A 22,406-nucleotide genomic window follows, 5' to 3' on the forward strand; every position below is an offset into this window, starting at 1 on the left:
ATATAGAAATCAAATGTATGTTTGTGAGCCTACCGGACATCTGGTGCATATTGCCAAAATTGTCAAGGATGGGGCAGGGTACAAGGAGGTCGATGGTGGCAATATTTTTGCCAGTACCGATGCCTGGACGGCACCTGTCTTTGCCGAAACGGGACCCGATGGAAATTTATGGGTGGCGGATTGGTACAATCCCGTAATCCAGCACAACCCTGACAAACGGGGAATGGACAACCAGATCTGGAACGCGGACAAGGGAGAAGGCAACGCCCATTTAAATAAACTGCGCGATTATGGCCATGGCAGGATCTACGTAATTACCCATGAAGATACCGATGGTTCAGAAATCACCTCCTTGGACCCCGAGGATGATGAGGCACTTCTGGAAGCGCTTGAAAGCGATAATATGTTCTGGAGAACTACGGCCCAACGTTTAATAGTAGAGAACAAAAAAGTGGCCTTAATCCCGGATTTGATCAAATTGGCGGGTGATAATAGCAATATGGATGAAAGTGGGTTGAATGCCGGTGCCCTGCACGCCCTATGGACCTTAAGAGGCCTGGGCGCACTCAATGGTTCCAATGCAGAAGCCAACGAGGTGGTACAGAAAGCATTGACCAGTAGTTCCTATGGCGTAAAACGGGCCGCACTGGCTTTGTTGCCTGCTACCAAAGAAAGTAGTGAAATCCTGGCGCAATCCGGCCTGTTAAGTAGTCCGGACCCGCAGATCAAGCTTGCCGCGGTATTGCGAGCAGGAGAGCTTCCAGAATCCAACGCACTGTACACCGAAATAGAAAAATTATCCAAAGACGATAACATCACCTCGGACAAATGGCTCAATGCCGCATTAAAAATCTATTTCAGGGAATTGAATTTCCAAGAGGTAGACCCTTCTACTGTAGTCATGATAGTACCCTCGGCCGAAGAAAAAAAATCTATATGGAAATATACTACCGACAAGCCTGCCGATAACTGGACGAAATCGGAATTCGATGATTCCGATTGGAAAAAAGGAGCAGCCAAGTTTGGAGGCAATAACATGAAACAGGTGAACACCCCTTGGAGCAGCTCCGATATTTGGATGCGACAGGAAGTGATCATTACTGATGGAATATCGGAACCCGTAATCAAAATAGCCCATGACGACGATTATGAAGTGTTTGTAAATGGTCAACTTTTGATATCGGAAGCGGGTTCCAGCGAATCCTATAAATACATAAAGCTCGATAGCGACAAAGGTGATCTGTTTAAACAAGGAAAGAACCTAATTGCGGTCCACTGTGTAAATACCGGTGGAAATCAACACATAGACATGGGCATTGGCAAGGTAGGCAAGATAAATGCCGATGTAACCTTTGTCCTCAATACCGTAAATCAGGAGATGGCCTTTGATAAAAAGACACTTCATGCCACAGCGGGTCAGACCGTAGAGATAGTCTTGAACAATAAAGATCAGATGTCCCATAATTTGGTGGTCATCCAACCTGGCAGTTTGGATACTTTTGGGGCCATGGTAGATGGGTTCCTGAAGAATCCTGAAGCAGAAAAAATGGGCTATGTGCCAAAATCGAGATATGTACTTGGAGCAACGGATATGTTGACCCCGGGCGTAACAGGGTCCGTAACCTTCCAACTTCCGGATACACCCGGCATATATCCCTATGTCTGTACTTTTCCCGGGCATTGGCGAATGATGCAGGGGGTGATCATAGTAACAGCCCCTGGATCCTATATTTCCGAGAATAAGGAAGCGCTAAAAATAGCTGCAATGGGCGGAGGCGGTTCCCATGACTTCCTAAAGTTTTTTGGCATTGCAGATGGAAAGATCCTCAGTGAAGGCGGCAAGAACACGTTTATGTACACGGAAAATTCGATGGAATTGGGAACCTTGCTCCCAACGACAGATGTACTGGTATTGAGCAACAACAAACCTTTGGACAAAAACACCAGAAATACCATTATGTCCCGGGTAGATTCAGGAGATATGAATATGCTTATTTTCCACCCCAGTACCTGGTACAATTGGGAGGACTGGCCGGAATACAATAAGACCTTGGTTGGCGGGGGCTCCAGGTCCCATGAAGACCTACAGGAATTTGAAGTAAGGGTGATTCAACCAGATCACCCCATAATGAAAGGCGTTCCCTCCAAATTCAGGATCGTGGACGAATTGTACCGTTGGGAAAAGGACCCTGAAGCGGAGATAGAAGTTCTAGCGGTAAGTAGGGGCTTAAAATCCGGGGAAGAATACCCAACGGTCTGGGTCGTTAAACATCCCAAGGCGAAAATTGTAGGGAATACTCTGGGGCATGACGAAAGGGCGCATGGGCATAAGGCATACCAAACCATTTTAAAAAATAGTGCAGATTGGTTAGAGGACTAGATTAGGACGGTAATGTAATTTAGACATCATTACGGACTATAGTAGGGTTCAAGGGCAAGGAAGAATATATTGGGCTAAAACTTTTATGCTGATTATTTAACCCGATATTCCGATTTTAAATAAATTCTTGAATAAGAACCCCTATTTTTACGGTAATACAATTTAGTTCCGCATAATGAATTTAACCATAGAAAATATTGTTCTGGTCGGATCAATACTACTTTTCATAAGTATTGTTGTTGGTAAGACTTCCTATAAATTTGGAGTACCTACCTTGTTGCTTTTTTTGGCCATTGGAATGTTGGCTGGTTCCGATGGAATTGGTGGAATACGTTTTGACGACCCCAAAATTGCACAGTTTATTGGTATTGTATCCCTAAATTTCATATTGTTCTCCGGTGGTCTCGATACCAACTGGGAAGCCGTTAAGCCCATTATAAAGGAAGGTTTGGTCCTTTCTACTTTAGGTGTCTTATTGACCGCCCTGTCTTTGGGTACCTTTGTCTGGTTTATAACCGACTTTACCATATACGAAAGTATGTTGCTAGGTTCCATTGTTTCTTCTACCGACGCAGCTGCCGTATTTTCCATTTTGCGATCCAAGAGATTGGCCTTAAAAACCAATCTTAGACCCACCTTGGAATTGGAGAGCGGTAGTAACGATCCCATGGCCTATGTATTGACACTCGCTTTTTTGACTCTGGTAGTGCATCAGGATCAGAGCGTTTTTTCCATCATACCATTATTTTTACAACAAATGATTTTGGGCGGGGCTGCAGGTTTTGGTTTCGGAAAATTGAGCAAATATATAATCAACAACATTAAACTCGATTTTGAAGGGCTCTATCCCGTATTGGCCATAGCGCTAATGTTTATAACATTTTCTGCAACCGATTTTGTAGGTGGTAATGGATTCTTGGCCATCTATATTTGTGCTGTTTATCTGGGCAATCAAGATTTGATACATAAAAAAACCATCCTAAAAATGTTCGATGGTTTGGCGTGGTTAATGCAAATTGTACTTTTCCTAACTTTGGGCTTATTGGTATTTCCTTCGCAAATAATTCCATACATAGGGATAGGCCTACTTATTTCATTATTCCTTATTCTAGTGGCCAGACCCATAAGCGTATTTGTCAGTCTGATTTTTTTTAAAATGCGAATGAAAAGACGATTTTATATTTCGTGGGTAGGTCTGCGTGGAGCGGTTCCTATTGTATTTGCGACTTACCCTCTTTTGGCAGGAATTGATAAGGCCAACATGATTTTCAATATTGTATTTTTTATCTCGGTAACCTCTATTTTAATACAAGGAACCACACTCTCCATTGTAGCTAAATGGTTGGGTGTGGCCATACCGGAAAAGGCAAAAAGATTAACAACTACAGATTTACTATTTGCGGAGAATCCTAAGACCATTATGAGGGAAATTGCTGTAGGTACTGATTGCTATGCCGCAAACAAGAAAATTGTGGATTTGGGTTTTCCCAAAAATGCCATAATTGCCATGATCAAAAGAGGGGACAAGTACATTACCCCAAACGGATCCACAGAGATTGAAAGTGATGATACCTTAATTGTTCTTGCCGACCAACAGAAAATCATAGACGAGGTTTATAAAACGCTAAGGATAGAATAGTAAAGATTCATTAAATTATTTCCCACTAGCTTCTAATGATATGTTTCTTTACAAATAAAATCATAACATACTCATTATCATACAGATGTATGAATACAGGATATTGTTTTCTAAATTTACTTTACACTAATTGATTAGTTTTATTTCCTTTTATCCATTAACGGATTGGGGTAATTATCGGATTGGTCCTCTATGGTTTCATCCAAGCAGACAAAATCCTTTTCCAAAAGCAGGAATAGTTCCTTGCCATTCCCCAAGGCAATGGTGTTTTGAAACCCAACACGATCACTGTTGGCCCAGGCCAATTTATCCTTTTCCGGTAGGTACATGCTGATAGTATCGTTTTTAAAATCGGCTTCCAAGTGGCTAATGTGTTCCTTGCTCTGCAAGACATATTTAAAGATGTGGTCCTTAAATTCTGTCGTCTCCTCATAAAACCCCACTTTACTAAAGGTTTCTACCTCCGTCTTGGTAAGTCTATAGCGAATTGAGTTTCCTTTTATCCTTATTTTCATTTTTAATCCAATTTAAATAATTACCCACTTTCCGAAGATACCATTGCCCTGACTTTACTGTATGGCGACTTCGATACAGAACAAAATCCGTATTTGGAAAAGCTTATTCCTCCCTATCAATATATTCCTTGCTATCCGTCTTGTAATTAATGGTAACCCTAGTACCTTTACCAGGAATGGAATTGATAAAAAGACGTCCGTTGATATAATTCATCCTCTCCTTCATAAAGAAAAGCCCCATACCACCTTCGCTTGTATTTTTTGGAACCTTCCCCAAAATAGAATCGTCAAAACCCTTGCCGTCATCATCTATGACAACACTTAAAATATTGTCATTATAGTTAATGGTCACCAAAATAAAATTGGCCTCGGCATACTTAATGGCATTATTTACCGCTTCCTGTACTACCCTATAAATATTGGTTTCTGCCAAGGAATTAAAACGAATGTTCTTATCGGTCTTATTTTCGAAGAGTATATTTTTACCGGTGAGCTTGGAGAGTTCATGGGTCATTTTGTGCAATGCGGGAAAAATACCATGATCACTAAGTTCGGGAGGTGTCAGGTTAAAGGTGGCGGTGCGCACTCCTTTGATCAAATCACTGGCAAGACTTTTAATATATTCTATTTTCTCGGCCGTTTTTTCCTTATTGGTTAGGTTTATCGATTCTATGTTAAACTTCAATGCCGTTAACATTTGTCCTATGCCATCGTGGATATCTTTGGCAATCCTTTTGCGCTCTTCCTCCTGACCTTCAACAATCTGGCTGGCCTGTAACTGCTTTTGCCTCATGGTCTCTTCGTAATTGGCCTGGGTCAACTGTGCTACTTTCTGCTCGTTCTGCTTTCGTTCGGTTATATCCGAGCACAATATTAAAATAGACTGCTGGGCACTGGACTGGTGCATTGGGATAATGGACATATCCAACCAGAGCGACTCCCCTTTGGCCGTCTTTATCCTTATCTCTTCGGTCCTGATATTTTTCCGATTGCTTTTTAATACTTCCGCCAAGTATTGCTGTTGCCCTTCATCCGTTGTCAATATTTCGTATAACGGCCTGTTTATATCTTGGTCGTTACGGCCTAAAAGTTCATTAAACTTTTTACTTATAAAAACAACATTTCCATCTTGTTTGGTACTGGCGAAAAGAGCTGCGTTGTCTATCACAAAATTGAGCTCCTGTAATTCCTGTAAGGATTTTTCCTTTTCTTGAAAGAGTTTTTTAATCTCCTTGGCACTGTCATCCGATTTTCTTTGGGCGACAATTAAATTCTTGATGGTGTTTCTAATTTGAAGGGAAAGTGGTTTAAATATGAACAATATCTCCAAAATCAATATCAGGAGCGATATGGCCAACAATAAATATTCCTTGTACTTTAAATGTTGTAAATGTGTTTTACTTAGGACATCGTATTTGTTGACAATGGTGTCCATCATCTCCAAAAAAGAACGCTCATTTTCCAAAAGAATATCAACATACGATTGGTCGGGATTTGATTTCCCTGAATCCTTAAAATCGGATATAATATTTTCCACGGCACCTACCATGGCATTATAATGGGGGTTTATATTCTGAAAAAGCACTTGGACTTCCTCATTCTCTGCCTTTGAAATACCCATGGCCACTTCACTCTGTTGAAGTGCTTGATGGGATTCCTTCCAAACGGTCAAGGTTTCCCTTAATTCTGCAAATATTTGATTTCTCTGATCAGGATCGGATATTTCCTTTAACAGCAGTACTTCCTTGGTCAATTTTTGACTATAGGCCCTTTGCCTACCCGCAACGTTGATCACCTTTGAGTCGTCCAATTGGGAATTTAAATGGTGTTGAATTAATATCTGGGCAACAATAATACTTAAAGCTATAGTGGCCAATGCAAATAAATACCACTTCCGGATCCTTTGAAAGGTGGTAGTATCCAAGGGTGGAAGGTATTTATTGTCGTTCATTTCCCAAATAGTGTTGCTTAAAATAAGACCCTATGCCTGGAGTGCTTTACCTATCAACTCTAGGGAATCCTTTGACAAGGGTAGTTTTAATGCTGCATCATGACCTTTCTTGGACATTTTACGCCAAGTTTTTTGCAGGATATCAATTAATTTTTCTTCAGGATATTTATGTGAAAATGGTTCAAAATAAAATTCGAGGAATACGAGGCAAATTACATCTTCCAATGTCTGTGTCTCGGTATTTTTTTTAAGTTGTTTCTTTTCCAACAAAAAGGCTACCCTATCTATCATTTCTTGATCATAACCCACTTCCCTTAGAATGGCACTGGCCTTTTTTGCATGAAATTTTTTAAGATCCTGCCTCCATTTCAAATAGCCTGTCCTGTTCATTTCATAGGATTCCCTAGGAATTTCCCACCTGCAAATATGCTGACACCTTGCTGTAAGCTGTAAGGATTCCGGAGCCTCGGGATCAAATGCATTCAACTTTTCCGTCATTCTCATGGCGTACAACAGTTCCTTGGGATACTCCTTGCCTTGCCAAACTTCTTTATTGGGATCATTCGCATTTGCTTCGTCAAATAACTGGAAGGCTCTTTTTAATTTATCTGAGGCCATATTTATCTTTGGTTTTTTCCAAAGCTATTCAGAAAAACCAATATAAACAAAGTCGTCCTCTATTTTAACCGGATATGTTGCTATGCTGCTCAAATCCCCATTGAGATGCTTTCCCGTTTTTAAGGAAAAAGAATTTTTATGTAGCGGACAGGCAACCTTAGGTTCACCTTGATCTTCCCCTACCATTCCCCTGGAAAGCACCATTTCCATTTTATGGGGGCATAAATTCTGGCAGGCATACCATGTGCCCTCCCTTGTGAAGTTAAAAACTGCAATTTGCATTCCCTTGTATTTAACACAGGCACCACCATTTTTGGGAAATTTTTCAACCGGGGCAGCCTTAAACCAAAGACTCACTTTTTCTGGCTCTACTGCTTCGTAAGTGTTTAGAATTGAAATCATCTGTCTATATTTTTAGAGGCCGTAATACTGTTTGACCATTTGTTGAACATATTTTATACTTGGTCAGGATTATAAAGTCCCAACATAATAGTTAAACCCATGCTTTGGGCATTTTTTGTTCCCTTAAGGAAACAAACTCAATGTTGTCATCGGTTTCTTCGGCATTTACAAAATGAGTGTACCTTGATCTTATTTCCGGATTTTCTACAGCCTCTTTCCATTCGCATTTGTAGGTATCTACCAAATATTGCATTTCGCTGTCCAACTGTTCCGCAATACCTAGACAATCATTTATAACAACATCCTTTACATAATCTATACCCCCTTCTAGTTTATCCAACCAAGCAGCTGTACGGGTCAGGGGAGGAGCGGTTTGTATATAGTACATTAAAAATCGGTCTACATATTTGGTGGCCGTTATCTTGTCCACCTTTTCGGCAAGCAATTGGGCATGCTGCGGGTTGGCCCCACCATTTCCACAGATATAAACGTTCCATCCACCTTCAACGGCTATAAAACCAAAATCCTTATTTCTGGCCTCGGCACATTCCCTGATACATCCAGAAACACCTCCCTTAATTTTATGTGGGGAACGTATGCCCTTATAGCGGTTCTCTATATCGATGGCAAAAGTTACACTTTCATCCATCCCGTACCTGCACCATGTAGAACCTACACAACTTTTAACCGTACGGAGCGATTTGCCATAGGCCTGGCCCGTTTCAAATCCTTCTGCGATCAATTCCTCCCATATCAGCGGTAATTCGTGCAATTGCGCCCCAAACATGTCTATCCGTTGACCACCTGTAATTTTAGTGTACAGATCATATTTTTGCGCTATTCTACCAATGGCCAAGAGCTGCTTTGGGGTAATTTCTCCAGCTGCTACCCTTGGAACGACCGAATAGGTTCCGTTCCTTTGAATATTGGCCAAATATCTATCATTGGTGTCCTGTATGGTTGCTTGCCTATTGGCCGTTTCGTTGTAAATACTAGCGAAAATGGAAGCCACTGCAGGCTTGCAAACTTCACATCCATGTCCTTTACCTACCTCGTCCAAAAGCGAATCGTAGTCCTCAATTTTCCTAAGTTTCACAAGATCGTAAAGTTCCTGTCTGGAATATTCAAAATGCTCGCAAATGGACTCCTTAACCACTTTTCCAAGGGATTTAAGCGTTTCCTTTACCAAATCGTCTACCATTGGTTTGCACCCGCCACAACCAGTGGTAGCCTTAGTGGCTTTGGAAATTGCTTTTACACTTTCGTTACCATCATCTTTTACCGAGCAGCATATTTGTCCTTTGGTAACCGCTTCACAGGAGCATACTACAGCGGTATCGGGTAGGTCCATGGCACTACCGAATGACACATCCTCTCCACCGCGACTTCCCAAAATTAGATTTTCAGGATTCTTGGGCAAGGGCATTTCATTGAGATACATCTGCAAGAGCATATTGTAATCTTTGGCATCTCCTACCAGGATTCCCCCCAGTAGCCTTTTACCGTCATGACTTACATTAATTCTTTTATATAGACTCTCCGTTTTGTTTTCAAAAATAATAGAGTGACCTTTTTCGGCGGGCATAAACGGAGTTCCAAAACTCGCTACATCCACACCTATCAATTTAAGTTTGGTAGACATATCTATCTCCGCTGCCATGACAGTCTCCTCTATACCTAGAATCTGGTCTACGGCCACACCTGCCATCTCATATCCGGGGGCAACTAGACCATAGATCATTTGGTTGTATAGGGCTATTTCTCCAATGGCAAAAATACTTGGATCTGAAGTTCTCATTTTATTATCTACTACTATGCCTCCTCTGGTGCCCATTTTAAGGCCGCAACTTTTCCCTAATTCGTCCCTTGGTCTTATCCCTGCGGAAATAACCAACATGTCCACATTTAGAACGTCATCTTCGCCAAATTCCATCCCTATTACATGGCCATTGCCCAGAATCTGATTTGTAGCTTTACTTAAATGAATATTGATCCCCATAGATTCCAATTTCACCTGAAGCACCTTGCTACTTCTAGTGTCCAACTGTCTGGGCATTAATTTAGGGGCAAACTCCACCACGTGGGGCTCCATTCCCATATCCATAACGGCCTTGGCCGCTTCCAAACCCAATAGTCCACCCCCCAATATGGCAGCTTTTGGTTTTTTTACTGTTTTCTTTATTTTGTCCGCATAGGACAAAGTATCTTCCAAGTCCTCTATGGTCCTATATACAAACACTCCGTCCTTATCTACTCCATTTATTTGTGGTACGAACGGACTAGAGCCCGTTGCCAATACCAAATAATCATAATTATAGGTCTTTTCACTAAGTGTGGTTATTGTTTTTGAGTTTCTATGAATATCCGTTACCCTCTCATTGGTATACAGTTCAATGTTATTTTCCTGATACCATTCCCTTGGAGCCATGGATAAACGTTCTGCATCACCATTTTCAAAATACTCGCTTAAATGCACCCTATCATAGGCAACTCTTGGTTCTTCTCCGAAAACAATTAGTTTAAAGGAGCCTTGGTCTACTTTGGCGACAAATTTCTCACAGAATTTGTATCCAACCATTCCATTTCCAACTACAATTACGGTCTTCATACGTATACTATTAAATGTTACGTAGCAATATTACGTATTATTACGTAATAAATATGTATTTTTATGAAAATAAATACGTAGTTTTGTTGCGAAATTCTTAATTGAACACCTTAAAAAGTAGAAATCATGAGTATATCCAAAGACCCAAAAGTTAGTTTAGTCGGTGCCGGCCCAGGAAGTAGCGACCTTATTACCCTTAGAGGATACAGAACACTGGAAGATGCCGATATCATTTTATATGATGCTTTGGTAAGCACGGATTTGCTCAAGGATCTAAATCCCAACATTCCGAAAATCTATGTGGGCAAAAGATGTGGCGAGCATTCCCTTACCCAGGAAGAAATTAATAAATTAATAGTGGAAAATGCTTTTAACTATGGTCATATAGTACGATTAAAGGGAGGAGACCCATTTGTATTCGGTAGAGCCAGTGAAGAATTGGAATACGTGGAATCCTTCGGAATACCGGTCACTGTTGTACCAGGGGTAACCAGCGCGATAGCCGTCCCGGCCAGTCAGGGAATTCCCGTAACCAGACGGGGAATAAGCAGCAGCTTTTGGGTAATGACGGCCACGAAACGTGATGGTTCCTTTTCCGAAGATCTGGAACTGGCAGCCAAGTCATCTGCCACAATGGTCGTATTAATGGGGATACGTAGATTTTTGGAAATAGCGGATAAAATTGTTCAACATAGAAATGGACTAACCCCATTTGCAATTATACAAAATGGAACTATAGAGAATGAATCTTGTATAACAGGCCTTCTTAAAGACGCAAGCTTACTTGTAGACCAAATAGATATTACACAACCAGGAATAATAGTGGTTGGGGAAGTAGTAACAGAGCATCCGTCCTTTTTTGAAGAGGAAATCCAAAGGGCACTTAGCTATTAAACAACCTAACTAAACCAAACATTTTCAATATTGCAATAAGAGCAGGCCTATAATGGTAATTTCATAATCGCACGCTTAATATTTTTCCACCTTCATAAAAACACTACTTATTTTTAGTATTACGTAATAATTATAAGTAATAATACGTAGAAATACGTATTTTTGAATTGTTTAACGAAATAACTAATCCTATAAACAATTCAGTTATGAAAGAATTTGTCTCTGCTAAAGCTACGAAATTAGAACTTTTAAACTTGAGGAGTGTACCAATACGTACCTTTTGGATTACCTCCATTGCCTTTTTCATTTGTTTCTTTGCATGGTTCGGTATCGTTCCTTTTATGCCCGATGTTGTCAAGGACTTGGGATTGACTCCAACGCAAAAGTGGAACTCCATCATTTTGGCGGTTTCCGGAACAGTATTTGCCAGATTGCTAATTGGTAAGTTATGTGACAAGTACGGACCCAGATTATGTTATACTTATTTATTGATTCTAGGGGCCATCCCCGTTATACTTCTAGGTTTTGTACAAACACCGCTTCAATTTCTGATATGTAGATTGTTTATTGGTTTTATAGGCGCATCGTTCGTAATAACCCAATTCCATACCTCCATAATGTTTGCCCCTAATATAGTAGGTACAGCCAACGCTACATCAGCAGGCTGGGGAAACTTGGGCGGAGGGGCCAACCGCTTGGGAATGCCATTGATCGCCGCCGGAGTTGTTAGTTTTGGTATTGCCGATGAAGTAGCCTGGAGATATTCCATGGTAATTGCAGGGGTTATTTGCTTCTCTATGGGACTTATATATTATTTCTTTACCAAGGATACCCCAGAAGGTAATTTTAACGAACTGAAGTTAGCAGGCAAAATGCCGAATTTAAAGAAAGATGAAGTTTCTTTTTTGAGTACATTAAAGGATTATAGGGTCTGGATATTGTTCTTGGTATATGCAGCTTGTTTTGGAATTGAATTAACGGTTTATGGAACCATGGACGATTATCTTCAGAATAGATTTGGCCTGGATCGCTCTACCGCGGGCAATTTGGTATTGTCTTTTGCCCTTATGAATATTTTTGCAAGGACATTGGGTGGCTATTTCGGAGACCTGTTCGGTAAGTTTCGTGGCTTGCGCGGCAGGGTAATTTTTCTCGCCCTGATCCTGGCGACAGAAGGACTAATGCTTTCCATCTTTTCAGTGACCACTAGTTTGGTATTTGGTATGATATTTTTGATCGCTTTTAGCCTTACCGTACAAATGGCAGAAGGAGCCACTTTCTCTGTGGTGCCGTTTATTAATAAGAAAGCCATAGGTTCTATTTCTGGAATAGTTGGGGCCGGAGGAAACGTAGGGGCATTCTTGGCCGCCATGCTATTAAAATCCAAATCGGCCGTTGCCGAAAGTGCTGCCATTGCGGCCAACAGCGAATTGGGTGAACAGGCTGTAAAGGCCGCCCAGACTACCGCTGCAGCTTCTGCGGTTTCCAGTGGATTTTTTGTTATCGGAGGATTTATTGTAAGTGCTGCCATACTATCTTTGGCCATTAGGTTCGCAACTGCCGAGGAGAATGCCGTAGTTGAGGAAACCAAGGCCGAACTTTTGCTCTCAGGAGTAGATAAATAAATGGGAATTAGTCAAATTTGCCCTTTGTGGCACTTTTACCCAAACCCAAACACTGAAATTCAATACGTAATACGGAATGGATAATAGCTATTATTTCATTCCGTAATTCCAAACCAAATATGAAGTAAGCCATATTAATCCCTCCTATGAACCAGATGGATTAATGGTAAATTACTTCCTATATTTAGGGGTTAGACTCCTAAAAAATAAATACCTATCAAAAGATGAAAAGAATATCCCTTTTATTTACCGTAATAGCCCTTTATGGTTCTATGGCCCATGCACAGTTTACATTGGATGGAGAATTTAGACCCCGTACCGAACTGCGTCACGGTTTTGGCAGTCTAATTGCCGAGGATGCTGATGCCGGTTTTGGGGTTTCCACCCGTTTGCGATTAAATGCAGGATACACCACAGATGCCTATCAATTTTATGTAAGCCTTCAAGACGTTATGGTTTGGGGAGAAAACAGACAGCTTCTACCTGATGACGAAAATAATTCCTTTGCTGTCTTTGAGGCATGGGCAAACATAAATCTTGGTGGTGGTTTTTCAGCCAAATTAGGAAGACAGACTTTGGATTACGACGACCAACGTATAATGGGCAGTGTTGGATGGGCACAACAGGCACGTAATCATGACGCCGCCATTTTAAAATACACAAGGGAGAAATTCCATGTGGATCTTGGATTGGCATACAACCAGGATTATGATGATCCAAGTGGTTTTCAGTCGGTAGGTAATGCTTATAACACTACCGGATTCTTCTCCTACAAAACCATGCAATACCTTTACTTTAAGGAAAATTGGAAAAACTTAAACGGAAGTATTTTGCTTTTGAACAATGGTTTCCAAAACTTTGAAACCGATGGGACCACGCCCGACGGTATAAGCAATCTACAAACCTTTGGAACACAATTGGACTATAAAAAAGGAAGTTTTGGAGCCGCTTTGAACGCTTTTCTCCAAACTGGGGAAAGACAAGGTGCCCTTGATGTGGGAGGAGCTTATCTGTTGGCACTGGATTTGAACTATAATGCTACAGCCAAAGTAAGTCTTGGTGCCGGTGTGGAAATCATTAGCGGTAATGATGCCAGTACCAGCGATAAAACAGAGGCCTTTTTCCCCCTGTATGGTACCAATCATAAATTCAATGGATTTATGGATTATTTCTACGTAGGCAATCACGCCAATACGGTAGGCCTATTGGATGTTCATGTGAGTGCCAATTTTAAACTTGGTGAAAAATCCAGCCTCTTTATAAAAGCATTGAACTTTAGTGGGGAACAGGCATTGCCTAGCGGGGAAAAATCGCTAGGTACAGAATTGGATCTCGTATTTACACAGGCGTTTAATGGCTATTCCCTACAGCTGGGCTATTCCCAAATGTTTGCCAATGATGGCATGTACGAATTAAAAGGTATCTCCGAGGATACTTCGGCCAGTAGTCAAAACTGGGCATGGGCCATGTTGGTCATAAAACCTAAATTTCTAAACACCACCAAATAATCCAATTATCATTAAAGCCCCGCATTTATCGGGGCTTTTTACTTAATAATTGAAATTTGAATGCTAAGGCGCTTGCCCCTGGGAAATTGGTTTTAGCCCATACTTCACACATATCTTCAAAAACCTTGTGCCTAAAACCTCGTTCCGTACCAAAACTATATTCATTCCGCCCTTGCACATAAGGCCAATAACCAAAAATACAGTATCTATTTTTACCGTATGAATACTTAGTTTTAATTTTATCCTATATTTGTTGGGAAAGAATAAACTATTGTGGATAAAACAACCCGTATTGTATTGGCCGATGACCATTCCCTGGTAAGGGATGGTATTAGGGCATTATTGGAGGAAGATGATAATTATATGGTAATCGGCGAGGTCTCCAATGGCAAGGAGGCGGTCCAGATGGTATTGGACAAAAACCCCGATCTGTTGATCATTGATATCCGAATGCCAGAAATGAATGGCATTGAGGCCGTAGAGGAGCTCAAGAAACATTCTTCACCTACCAAATGTATTATACTCTCCATGCACGATTCCGAGGAATACATCCTGAAATCGGTAAATGCCGGTGCTAGTGGATACCTCCTTAAGGACACTGGGAAAAGCGAATTTCTTAAGGCCATTTCCACGGTTGAACAGGGTGGAAAATATTTTAGCGGTGACATTTCCAATGTTTTGGTAAACAATCTGTTGAGTCAAGGACAAGCAAAGCAGGAAAGTAAGCCAAAAACAAAAAATGGAAGTAACTCTTTTGGCATTACAAGCAAGGAACTACAAATTCTGGAACTCGTCCTTTCAGGGCTTACCAACAAACAAATTTCTGAAAAACTTCAAAAAAGCAAACGAACCGTGGAAACACATCGCTTCAATCTAATGCGAAAAATGGGCGTTAATAATCTTATGGACCTGGCCCGAAAGGCACAGGAATATAAGCTGATTTAATCCACCATAGCACTTCTTTTTTAGTCCATTTACAGCTGTTTATCGGTTTTTAAGACATGACACGTTCTGTAATAGCCAACGAAAACGCAATTTTATTGTCTTTTCGTCAATATTCTGCCTAACTATTATCAATAAAATACTACGTATTTATACTTAATTTGGTAATTTTAAACCATAATTAATTGGTTTCTTTTAATTCCCTGAGTCTATGCAGAAAAAGAACGAACATAAAACTATTTGCTCCTATTGTGGGGTTGGATGTGGCATTGTAGTGGAACAGGACTCCAAGGGCAATATTAGTGTTGAAGGAGATCCAGATTATCCCGTAAACAAAGGCATGCTCTGTTCCAAAGGAAAGAACCTGAACTATGTGGCCCAAGATACCAGTGACCGGATTTTATATCCAGAAATGAGATGGAGCAGAAACCATCCTTTACAAAGGGTTTCCTGGGATACGGCCTTGGATAGGGCCGCTGCCGTTTTCAAAAGCATTATTGAGAAACACGGTCCGGATAGTGTAGGGTTTTATGTTTCTGGCCAGTGTCTTACAGAAGAATATTATTTGGTAAATAAATTGACCAAAGGATTTATAGGCACCAATAATATTGATACCAATTCCAGGCTATGTATGAGTTCTGCCGTCGTGGGGTATAAAAAAATGTTGGGGGAGGATTCTGTGCCTATTTCCTATGATGACATTGAGCTATCGGATTGTTTTCTTGTCGCAGGAGCAAATCCTGCCTGGTGCCACCCCATTCTCTTTAGAAGAATAGAAAATCACAAGGAAAACAATCCGAATGTAAAAATAATAGTAGTAGACCCCAGGAAAACCCAGACCTGTGCTACGGCCGATCTTCATTTGCAGATATTACCGGGGACCGATGTCATTCTATTCAATGCCATGGCCCGCTGGTTGATTGAAAAGAAAAAAATAGACAAAAACTTCATTAAAAAGCATACCGTAAATTTTGATGCGGTTAAAGAGAGCGCCTTTCAACTTTCCATGAAGAAGGCCGCTGAGCTTTGCGGAATTCCATTAGAGGATATCAAGAAAGCGGCAATGTATATAGGCAATGCCAATGCTTTTATTAGCATGTGGACCATGGGGCTAAACCAAAGTGTTATTGGTGTTTCCAAAAATGTGGCATTAATGAATCTTTCACTCCTAACCGGACAAATAGGAAAACCCGGCGCCGGACCATTTTCACTTACCGGACAGCCCAACGCTATGGGGGGCAGGGAAGTAGGTGGGATGGCCAGTTTATTGGCTGCCCATAGGGAATTGGGCAATCCCAAACACCGCAAGGAAGTATCGGATTTTTGGGGAGGGAAAGAAATTAAATCCGAACCTGGATATACCGCCACAGAAATGTTCGATGCCTTGGAAAGTGGAAAAATGAAGGCGGTGTGGATTATCTGCACTAACCCAATTGTGAGCATGCCCAATGTTCACAAGGCGGAAAAGGCATTAAAAAATGCCAATTTTGTGGTGGTTCAGGATATTTCCCATAATTCCGAGACCACCAAATATGCTGACCTTCTACTACCTGCTGCAGGCTGGTTGGAAAAGGAAGGGACGATGACCAATTCAGAAAGGCGGATAAGTTATCTTCCCAAAGTGATTGATGCGCCGGGAGAGGCTTTACCGGACGCTGAAATTTTATGGAGGTTTGCGCAAAAAATGGGCTATCACGGATTTGATTATAAAAATGCCAGTGAGGTATATGACGAACATTGTCTACTAACAAAAGGTACCGAAATAGATATATCCGGTTTGTCCTATGAACGACTAAAGAACGAAGGAAGCTTTCAATGGCCTGTACCCCATGCCACCCATAAAGGCACTCCAAGACTGTTTACAGACTATCAATTCTTTACCAACGATAAGAAATCGCACTTCAATGCGCCCTATACACTCTACAATAAATCGGAATTGACAAATTCCGAGTATCCCTTAATTCTAAATACAGGTAGGGTAAGGGACCAATGGCATACCCGAACCAAAACTGGAAAAGTAAAGCGCCTGCTTACCCATATTCCTGATCCATATTTGGAAATGAACAAAGTGGATGCCTATTTGCGAAAGATAAAGGATGGGGATATTGCGGTGGTAAAAAGTAGAAGAGGAACGGTCCGCGTAAAAGTGAAGGTGAATTTTGACATACGGGAAAAAGTGGTTTTCCTTCCTATGCATTGGGGCAAGGTGCTCAATAATGATTTTGGAAGGGCCAATAACTTGACGAACGACTTGGTTGATCCAGTATCCAAGGAACCCGATTTTAAATATTGTGCGGTAGAGGTTACCAAGTACGTAAAACCGAAACAGAAAATTGTGATTATAGGGGCTGGAGCAGCAGCTTATAGATTTATCCAGACCTATAGGGAGAAGAACGAAATTGATCAGCTTCATGTTTTCTCCAAAGAAAAGGACCCCTTCTACAATAGGGTGTTACTCCCGGAATATGTGAGTGAGGAACTCTCATGGGAAGCTTTGGAAAAATTAAAAAAAGGGGAGCTCCAAAAATTGGATATCACCCTACATTCAGGCCTGGGGGTAACCCAAATAGACAGGAAAAATAAAACCATCATGGACGACAATGGTTTTGAACATGCCTATGATATACTTGTAATGGCCACAGGGAGCAGGGCTTTCGTACCAAGTGAGGTACAAATTAACATGCCAGGCCGTTTTACAATGAGAGAACGTGGTGATGCCGATAAATTGCGTCAATATTTAGAGGACACCGGCCTACCCTCCGAAGAACAACACGTAGTTATTGTTGGAGGTGGACTTTTGGGACTGGAGTTGGCGGCAGCCCTTAAGAACAGAAATGTCCATATCAGTATCATTCAACGTGCCCCTAGATTAATGGAAAGGCAGTTGGATAGAATTGCGAGTCGACTTTTGGCAGAGGATGTCAATGATCGAGGAATTAAAGTTTATTTTGATAATGAGGTAAGTACCGTATTTGAGGAAAGGGATGACAAAAACTCCCTTTCAATTACCTTAAAAACGGGAAGGACAGTAAAATGTAATGCCATTGTTTATGCCATTGGTACCCGTCCGAATATTGAGTTGGCAAAACATTCCGAACTAAAAACTGGCAGGGGAGTGGTAGTTAATGAATATTTGCAGACCAGTGATCCCAATATATTTGCCCTTGGTGAAATTGCCGAATTCAGAAATGCCCTGTTTGGCATAACTTCGGCCGCCGAGCAACAGGCCGATACGGCGGCAAAATATATTTTGGGCGATTTTAGCAGTATCTACAATGGATCTATCCTCATGAACATTTTAAAGTTCGAAAACTTGGACCTCTGTAGTCTGGGTATGGTGAATGCCCCCGTGGATGACAATAGTTATGAGGAAATTATCCTAATGGACGTCAGCAAGAAATACTACAAAAAATGTATCGTAAAGGATGATACCCTAAAAGGTGCTATCCTAATGGGCGATAAAAACGAGTTTGCCGAATTCAAAAGGCTAATAGAAGAGGAAATTGAACTATCGGAAAAGCGGAACGAGCTGCTTAGGGGGCAATCAAACTCTGTACCTTTAAAAGGTAAATTGGTTTGCTCCTGCAGTCAGGTAGGGGAGGGCAATCTAATAGAAACCATTAATGGCGGATGTGAAGACTTCTCAAAACTATGCTCAGCAACTGGAGCGGGGCTTGGTTGTGGAAGTTGCAAACCTGAAATACAGGATATTTTGCGCAAACAATTACAAACAGTGGCTTCCTAAAACAGAAGGTTATGAATGATGATTTACACCGAATATTGATCAAAGGAGGGGTAACCTCTCCCGGGGAATTAAAGGATATCATAGCCATGTTGGAGTCAGGAGGCTTGAAAGAGGTATTTTTTGGATCTCGCCAAGATCTATTGTTCCCTTTGCAAAATGCCAAGGAGGAACAATTGGAACAAATCTCAAAATTCAACACCGATATCGTTAGCGACAGAAGTTACCAAAATATCGTAACGTCCTACGTGTCCGCCGATATCTTTGATATGACCAATTGGCTCAAGGGGTCCACCTATCTCTACATTTTGGAAGGTTTTGATTACCTACCCAAACTAAAAATAAACATCACCGATCCCAAGCAACGATTAGTCCCCATTTTTAATGGCAACCTTAACTTTATTGCTTCGGAAAGTGAGGATTATTGGTACTTGAACATAATATTTCCACACTGGACCAGATCGGTTTACTACCCCGTCTTAATTTATAGCTGGGACATCCATGTTGTGGCAAAGGCTATTGAGGAAATATACCAGGACATTGCCGATATAGATGAACTATTTTTTATTCTCAATAAAAAATTGGACACCAATAACAGAACCATAGAAAAGGAACTGGAGGTTCCCTACATTAAATTTCCCTATTACGAAGGAATGAATAGAATGGGCCTGGATCAATATTGGCTGGGACTTTATTGGCGCAACAATAGATACGATCTTGATTTTCTAAAACAATTGTGTGGCTTTTGTCTAGACAATAGTATTGGAAAAATATGTATAACACCATGGAAGTCCTTCATCATAAAGGGAATAAAAAGCTCCAGTAGGCCAGAACTGGAACGTTTTCTAGGACAGAAAGGAATCAATATTCGCCATTCACAATTGGAAATGAACTGGCACCTGCCGGTGGATGATACGGAAGCCTTGGAATTAAAAAAATTCTTGGTCTTGAGTTTTGACCAGAACGATATAAGCACTTATGGCCTAACCTTTGGTATTAGCAATGAAACCGGGAAACGCACCCATTTCTCCTCGGTGATAATTGAAAAGAATACCCCGCCCACCATAGTTAAGGATTTTGCCGTTAGGCCAACCTACAACGTTTTGCATTTTAAAAATTTTGATCCCAATACCCAAGAATACAAAGTATACGCCCAAGATGTAGATAAGATAGAATTGCCAGGTCTCTTAATGGAATTGAGTAAACATTATTTTGATCAATTGGGTAGGGCATTGCCCAAACCTGAACCTCCAAAGAATACCAATGTTGATATCTTGAGGGAAGTATATCAATGCAGCTCCTGTTTTACCGTTTACGATAAAACCTACGGTGATGAAAAATCACAGATAGCCGCCGGAACCCCATTTACGGATCTTTCAGAGGATTACTGTTGTCCCGTTTGTTCTGCCCCAAAATCGGGCTTTGAAAAAATGAAACTGCAAATATTGTGATGCATTAAATGTTCTCCTGATGAAGAATGGATAATTGGGCAGGAATTTGAAGCCCCCTATTTATTGTACAATACCATCCATTTAACAAATTCCCGTCGGTTTTTGAAATGCGGTTCCAAATATTTTAAATCGGCCTTAAAACCTCTTTTTTTATCAATAATTAGATACGTATTGGGACTATAGGAGAGTGAATCCAAGCGGGAAACCATTACCTCATCATTGATATCCCATAGCTTTTCTTTCCAGTCTTCATTCTTTTGAAACTGCACTTCCCGATCGGTGGTGTTATTCCTTAATTTTAAAGTGATTGGAGTGTCCCCTGAATACATAGGTATGGAAGACAAAAGGTAATCATAAACTACAATGGTCTTATTTTTACTTGGGGTAACATTATTGATGAAACCTACCATTTCCTTGGTAGAGTTAAAGGTTGCACCATTGTGCGCCATTATCGAAGTTGACAGTAAAATTAAGGCGGCACCAAAACTTGCTCCCAAAATAGCCGGTTTTTCCGGCATACCTTTATCTACGTAAAAAAGGAGCGATACAAAGACAGTTACCAAAGCAATACCAATTAATAATGTTGCATTGGAAATCTGGATAAATTGGGGTTTCCAAAACCAAAATCCAAGAATCCCCAAGAACAAACAAGCCATCAGAATTGCATAGGCCAGGTTCAAGCTATTGCGAATAGATACGCTGACCTTATATAATTGCACAGCAATCAAAATGGCCAACATCCAAAACATAGGAAGAATATACAGCACCATTTTAGTTTTGAAGACCGAAAAAATCAAGAACAATAAAACAAATGAAATCAATAATAACCGGTCTTCCCTTTCAATATTTAGGAATATACCGGCCTTTCTTTTAAAATTTCGGAGAATAATCCACCACCACGGAAGCGTTAGACCAATAATTAAAGGAATATAAAACCAAAAAGGTTTGGAACGATTAAAGGAATGCGATGTTATCCGAGATATAAGTTGATCTGTTACAAAATAATCCCATAAGCCAGGATTGTTGATTATTACCAAAATATACCAGCTTGAAGCAAGAATAAGACAAAGCCCAAATCCCAGGACATGATGAATGCTGATTTTTAAATTTCGCTTGAATATTATCCTATAAACGATAATATAGGTCAGAATAAACAAAAGGGCTACGGGTCCCTTGGTAAGTAAGGCCAATGCCACCAATAGATAAAACAAGTAAACACCAACTATTTTGCCCTTGGTAGTATAGTACTGCCAGCAATATAAGGCCCCAAGAATAAAAGTAGTGAGATAGGCATCCGTTGTTAAGTTACGACTAGAAATCAGTACTAAGGGCATAGCAAAATATACAAGACTGGAAGTAATGGCTATTTTTCTGTCATTATAAAGCAACTGGACCATACCATAGACCAATGCCATTTGAAGCACAATGGCTATTTGTAGAAAAAACCTGGCACCAAACTCATTGATCCCGAAAATACGGTAGCCCAAAGTGGTGATATAGTAGGTTATAGGTGGCTTATGAAAGTGATAAATGCCAAGGAGTTTTGGATTGATAAAGTCCTGGGTGCTTAACATTTCCTTGCTGATTTCGGCGTATCTAGCTTCACTGGTCTCCGTAAATCCATATGAACCAACACCTGCGAGCAATAAAGCCAATGCAACACCCAAGAATAACAGATAATGTTTATTGGTGACCCCTTTGGATAACATTATTACCGTTTTGAATAGTAAAAATACGAATCCTAAATCTTAAATAGGCATTTCTCTGTATTAACATAATAATAAATTGGATCTATGAAACATAATTCATAGAGTACTATACCGAGGTGCTCAGAAAGGTTTCAAATCATTCTAAAAAAAACATTTAACCAATATTTAGGAATATATCCAATCTATTTTCCACCCCATTATTATTCACAATCTATCACAAAAAAACACCTATACGGACATTGTTTTTTAAATGATCAATAGCTATATTTTGAACCCATTTTCAAGTCCCTTTTACCGGGTTGAATTTCTACACCAATCATTGTCCAAACCTACCGTACACCACAATAAAACGTAGTTTCACAACAAAACCATTATTATAGGTATTAATGGGTATAAATAACCGCAATATATCCAAGCAAGGT

At 40.5% G+C, this 22,406-nt stretch carries 14 protein-coding genes; 8 read left to right on the forward strand and 6 right to left on the reverse strand.

The window, feature by feature from the left end; translation table 11 throughout:
• A partial coding sequence (locus B9Y87_RS17985) for a DUF7133 domain-containing protein (protein WP_176225668.1) occupies positions 1 to 2,380 on the forward strand: 2,380 nt, incomplete at its 5' end.
• Positions 2,381 to 2,555: 175 nt separating this feature from the next.
• On the forward strand, positions 2,556 to 4,019 hold the full coding sequence (locus B9Y87_RS17990) for a potassium/proton antiporter (protein ID WP_085500361.1): 1,464 nt from the start codon (positions 2,556 to 2,558) through the stop codon (positions 4,017 to 4,019).
• Positions 4,020 to 4,159: 140 nt separating this feature from the next.
• Here the strand turns inward: B9Y87_RS17990 and B9Y87_RS17995 are convergent, their stop codons facing one another.
• From B9Y87_RS17995 to nirB, 5 genes are all read right to left on the reverse strand, one after another.
• Positions 4,160 to 4,534, reverse strand: a complete 375-nt coding sequence (locus B9Y87_RS17995; protein ID WP_085500362.1) for a DUF7009 family protein — start codon at positions 4,532 to 4,534, stop codon at positions 4,160 to 4,162.
• A gap of 103 nt (positions 4,535 to 4,637) precedes the next feature.
• Positions 4,638 to 6,485, reverse strand: a complete 1,848-nt coding sequence (locus B9Y87_RS18000; RefSeq protein ID WP_085500363.1) for a sensor histidine kinase — start codon at positions 6,483 to 6,485, stop codon at positions 4,638 to 4,640.
• 30 nt (positions 6,486 to 6,515) lie between these two features.
• On the reverse strand, positions 6,516 to 7,103 hold the full coding sequence (locus B9Y87_RS18005; RefSeq protein WP_085500364.1) for a DUF4202 domain-containing protein: 588 nt from the start codon (positions 7,101 to 7,103) through the stop codon (positions 6,516 to 6,518).
• Positions 7,104 to 7,127: 24 nt separating this feature from the next.
• The gene (nirD, locus tag B9Y87_RS18010) at positions 7,128 to 7,505 is read right to left on the reverse strand and encodes a nitrite reductase small subunit NirD (protein WP_085500365.1); all 378 of its coding nucleotides are present in this window, start codon (positions 7,503 to 7,505) and stop codon (positions 7,128 to 7,130) included.
• 91 nt (positions 7,506 to 7,596) lie between these two features.
• Positions 7,597 to 10,113, reverse strand: a complete 2,517-nt coding sequence (nirB, locus tag B9Y87_RS18015; RefSeq protein WP_085500366.1) for a nitrite reductase large subunit NirB — start codon at positions 10,111 to 10,113, stop codon at positions 7,597 to 7,599.
• Positions 10,114 to 10,239: 126 nt separating this feature from the next.
• On the opposite strand from nirB, the gene cobA reads away from it, so the two are divergent.
• The 6 genes from cobA to B9Y87_RS18045 all read left to right on the forward strand — a co-directional run bounded on the left by cobA (position 10,240) and on the right by B9Y87_RS18045 (position 20,275).
• Positions 10,240 to 11,007, forward strand: a complete 768-nt coding sequence (gene cobA, locus B9Y87_RS18020) for a uroporphyrinogen-III C-methyltransferase (RefSeq protein WP_085500367.1) — start codon at positions 10,240 to 10,242, stop codon at positions 11,005 to 11,007.
• Between the two features lie 206 nt (positions 11,008 to 11,213).
• Complete coding sequence (locus B9Y87_RS18025) at positions 11,214 to 12,632, forward strand: MFS transporter (RefSeq protein ID WP_085500484.1); 1,419 nt, start codon at positions 11,214 to 11,216, stop codon at positions 12,630 to 12,632.
• 224 nt (positions 12,633 to 12,856) lie between these two features.
• A complete protein-coding gene (locus tag B9Y87_RS18030) occupies positions 12,857 to 14,140 on the forward strand; it encodes an alginate export family protein (RefSeq protein ID WP_085500368.1) in 1,284 nt (427 codons plus the stop codon).
• 273 nt (positions 14,141 to 14,413) lie between these two features.
• Complete coding sequence (locus tag B9Y87_RS18035) at positions 14,414 to 15,085, forward strand: response regulator transcription factor (protein ID WP_085500369.1); 672 nt, start codon at positions 14,414 to 14,416, stop codon at positions 15,083 to 15,085.
• 208 nt (positions 15,086 to 15,293) lie between these two features.
• Entirely contained in the window at positions 15,294 to 18,827 is a 3,534-nt protein-coding gene (locus tag B9Y87_RS18040) for a nitrate reductase (RefSeq protein ID WP_085500370.1), read from the forward strand.
• A gap of 11 nt (positions 18,828 to 18,838) precedes the next feature.
• Entirely contained in the window at positions 18,839 to 20,275 is a 1,437-nt protein-coding gene (locus tag B9Y87_RS18045) for a rubredoxin (RefSeq protein ID WP_085500371.1), read from the forward strand.
• A 56-nt stretch (positions 20,276 to 20,331) separates the two neighbouring features.
• Here B9Y87_RS18045 and B9Y87_RS18050 read toward each other — a convergent pair whose 3' ends face one another.
• Complete coding sequence (locus B9Y87_RS18050; RefSeq protein WP_085500372.1) at positions 20,332 to 21,984, reverse strand: ArnT family glycosyltransferase; 1,653 nt, start codon at positions 21,982 to 21,984, stop codon at positions 20,332 to 20,334.
• Positions 21,985 to 22,406: the final 422 nt, after the last annotated feature.

Origin of the sequence: Arenibacter troitsensis, from assembly GCF_900177645.1 — a bacterium.
Classification (GTDB): Bacteria; Bacteroidota; Bacteroidia; order Flavobacteriales; family Flavobacteriaceae; genus Arenibacter; species Arenibacter troitsensis.

Coding starts and splice junctions, on each gene's coding strand:
- B9Y87_RS18030 (WP_085500368.1), top strand. CDS start 12,857: ATGAAAAGAATATCCCTTTTATTTACCGTAATAGCCCTTTATGGTTCT.
- B9Y87_RS18045 (WP_085500371.1), top strand. CDS start 18,839: ATGAATGATGATTTACACCGAATATTGATCAAAGGAGGGGTAACCTCT.
- B9Y87_RS18050 (WP_085500372.1), bottom strand. CDS start 21,984: ATGTTATCCAAAGGGGTCACCAATAAACATTATCTGTTATTCTTGGGT.
- B9Y87_RS18040 (WP_085500370.1), top strand. CDS start 15,294: ATGCAGAAAAAGAACGAACATAAAACTATTTGCTCCTATTGTGGGGTT.
- B9Y87_RS18000 (WP_085500363.1), bottom strand. CDS start 6,485: ATGAACGACAATAAATACCTTCCACCCTTGGATACTACCACCTTTCAA.
- B9Y87_RS17995 (WP_085500362.1), bottom strand. CDS start 4,534: ATGAAAATAAGGATAAAAGGAAACTCAATTCGCTATAGACTTACCAAG.
- B9Y87_RS18005 (WP_085500364.1), bottom strand. CDS start 7,103: ATGGCCTCAGATAAATTAAAAAGAGCCTTCCAGTTATTTGACGAAGCA.
- B9Y87_RS17990 (WP_085500361.1), top strand. CDS start 2,556: ATGAATTTAACCATAGAAAATATTGTTCTGGTCGGATCAATACTACTT.
- nirD (WP_085500365.1), bottom strand. CDS start 7,505: ATGATTTCAATTCTAAACACTTACGAAGCAGTAGAGCCAGAAAAAGTG.
- B9Y87_RS18025 (WP_085500484.1), top strand. CDS start 11,214: ATGAAAGAATTTGTCTCTGCTAAAGCTACGAAATTAGAACTTTTAAAC.
- cobA (WP_085500367.1), top strand. CDS start 10,240: ATGAGTATATCCAAAGACCCAAAAGTTAGTTTAGTCGGTGCCGGCCCA.
- nirB (WP_085500366.1), bottom strand. CDS start 10,113: ATGAAGACCGTAATTGTAGTTGGAAATGGAATGGTTGGATACAAATTC.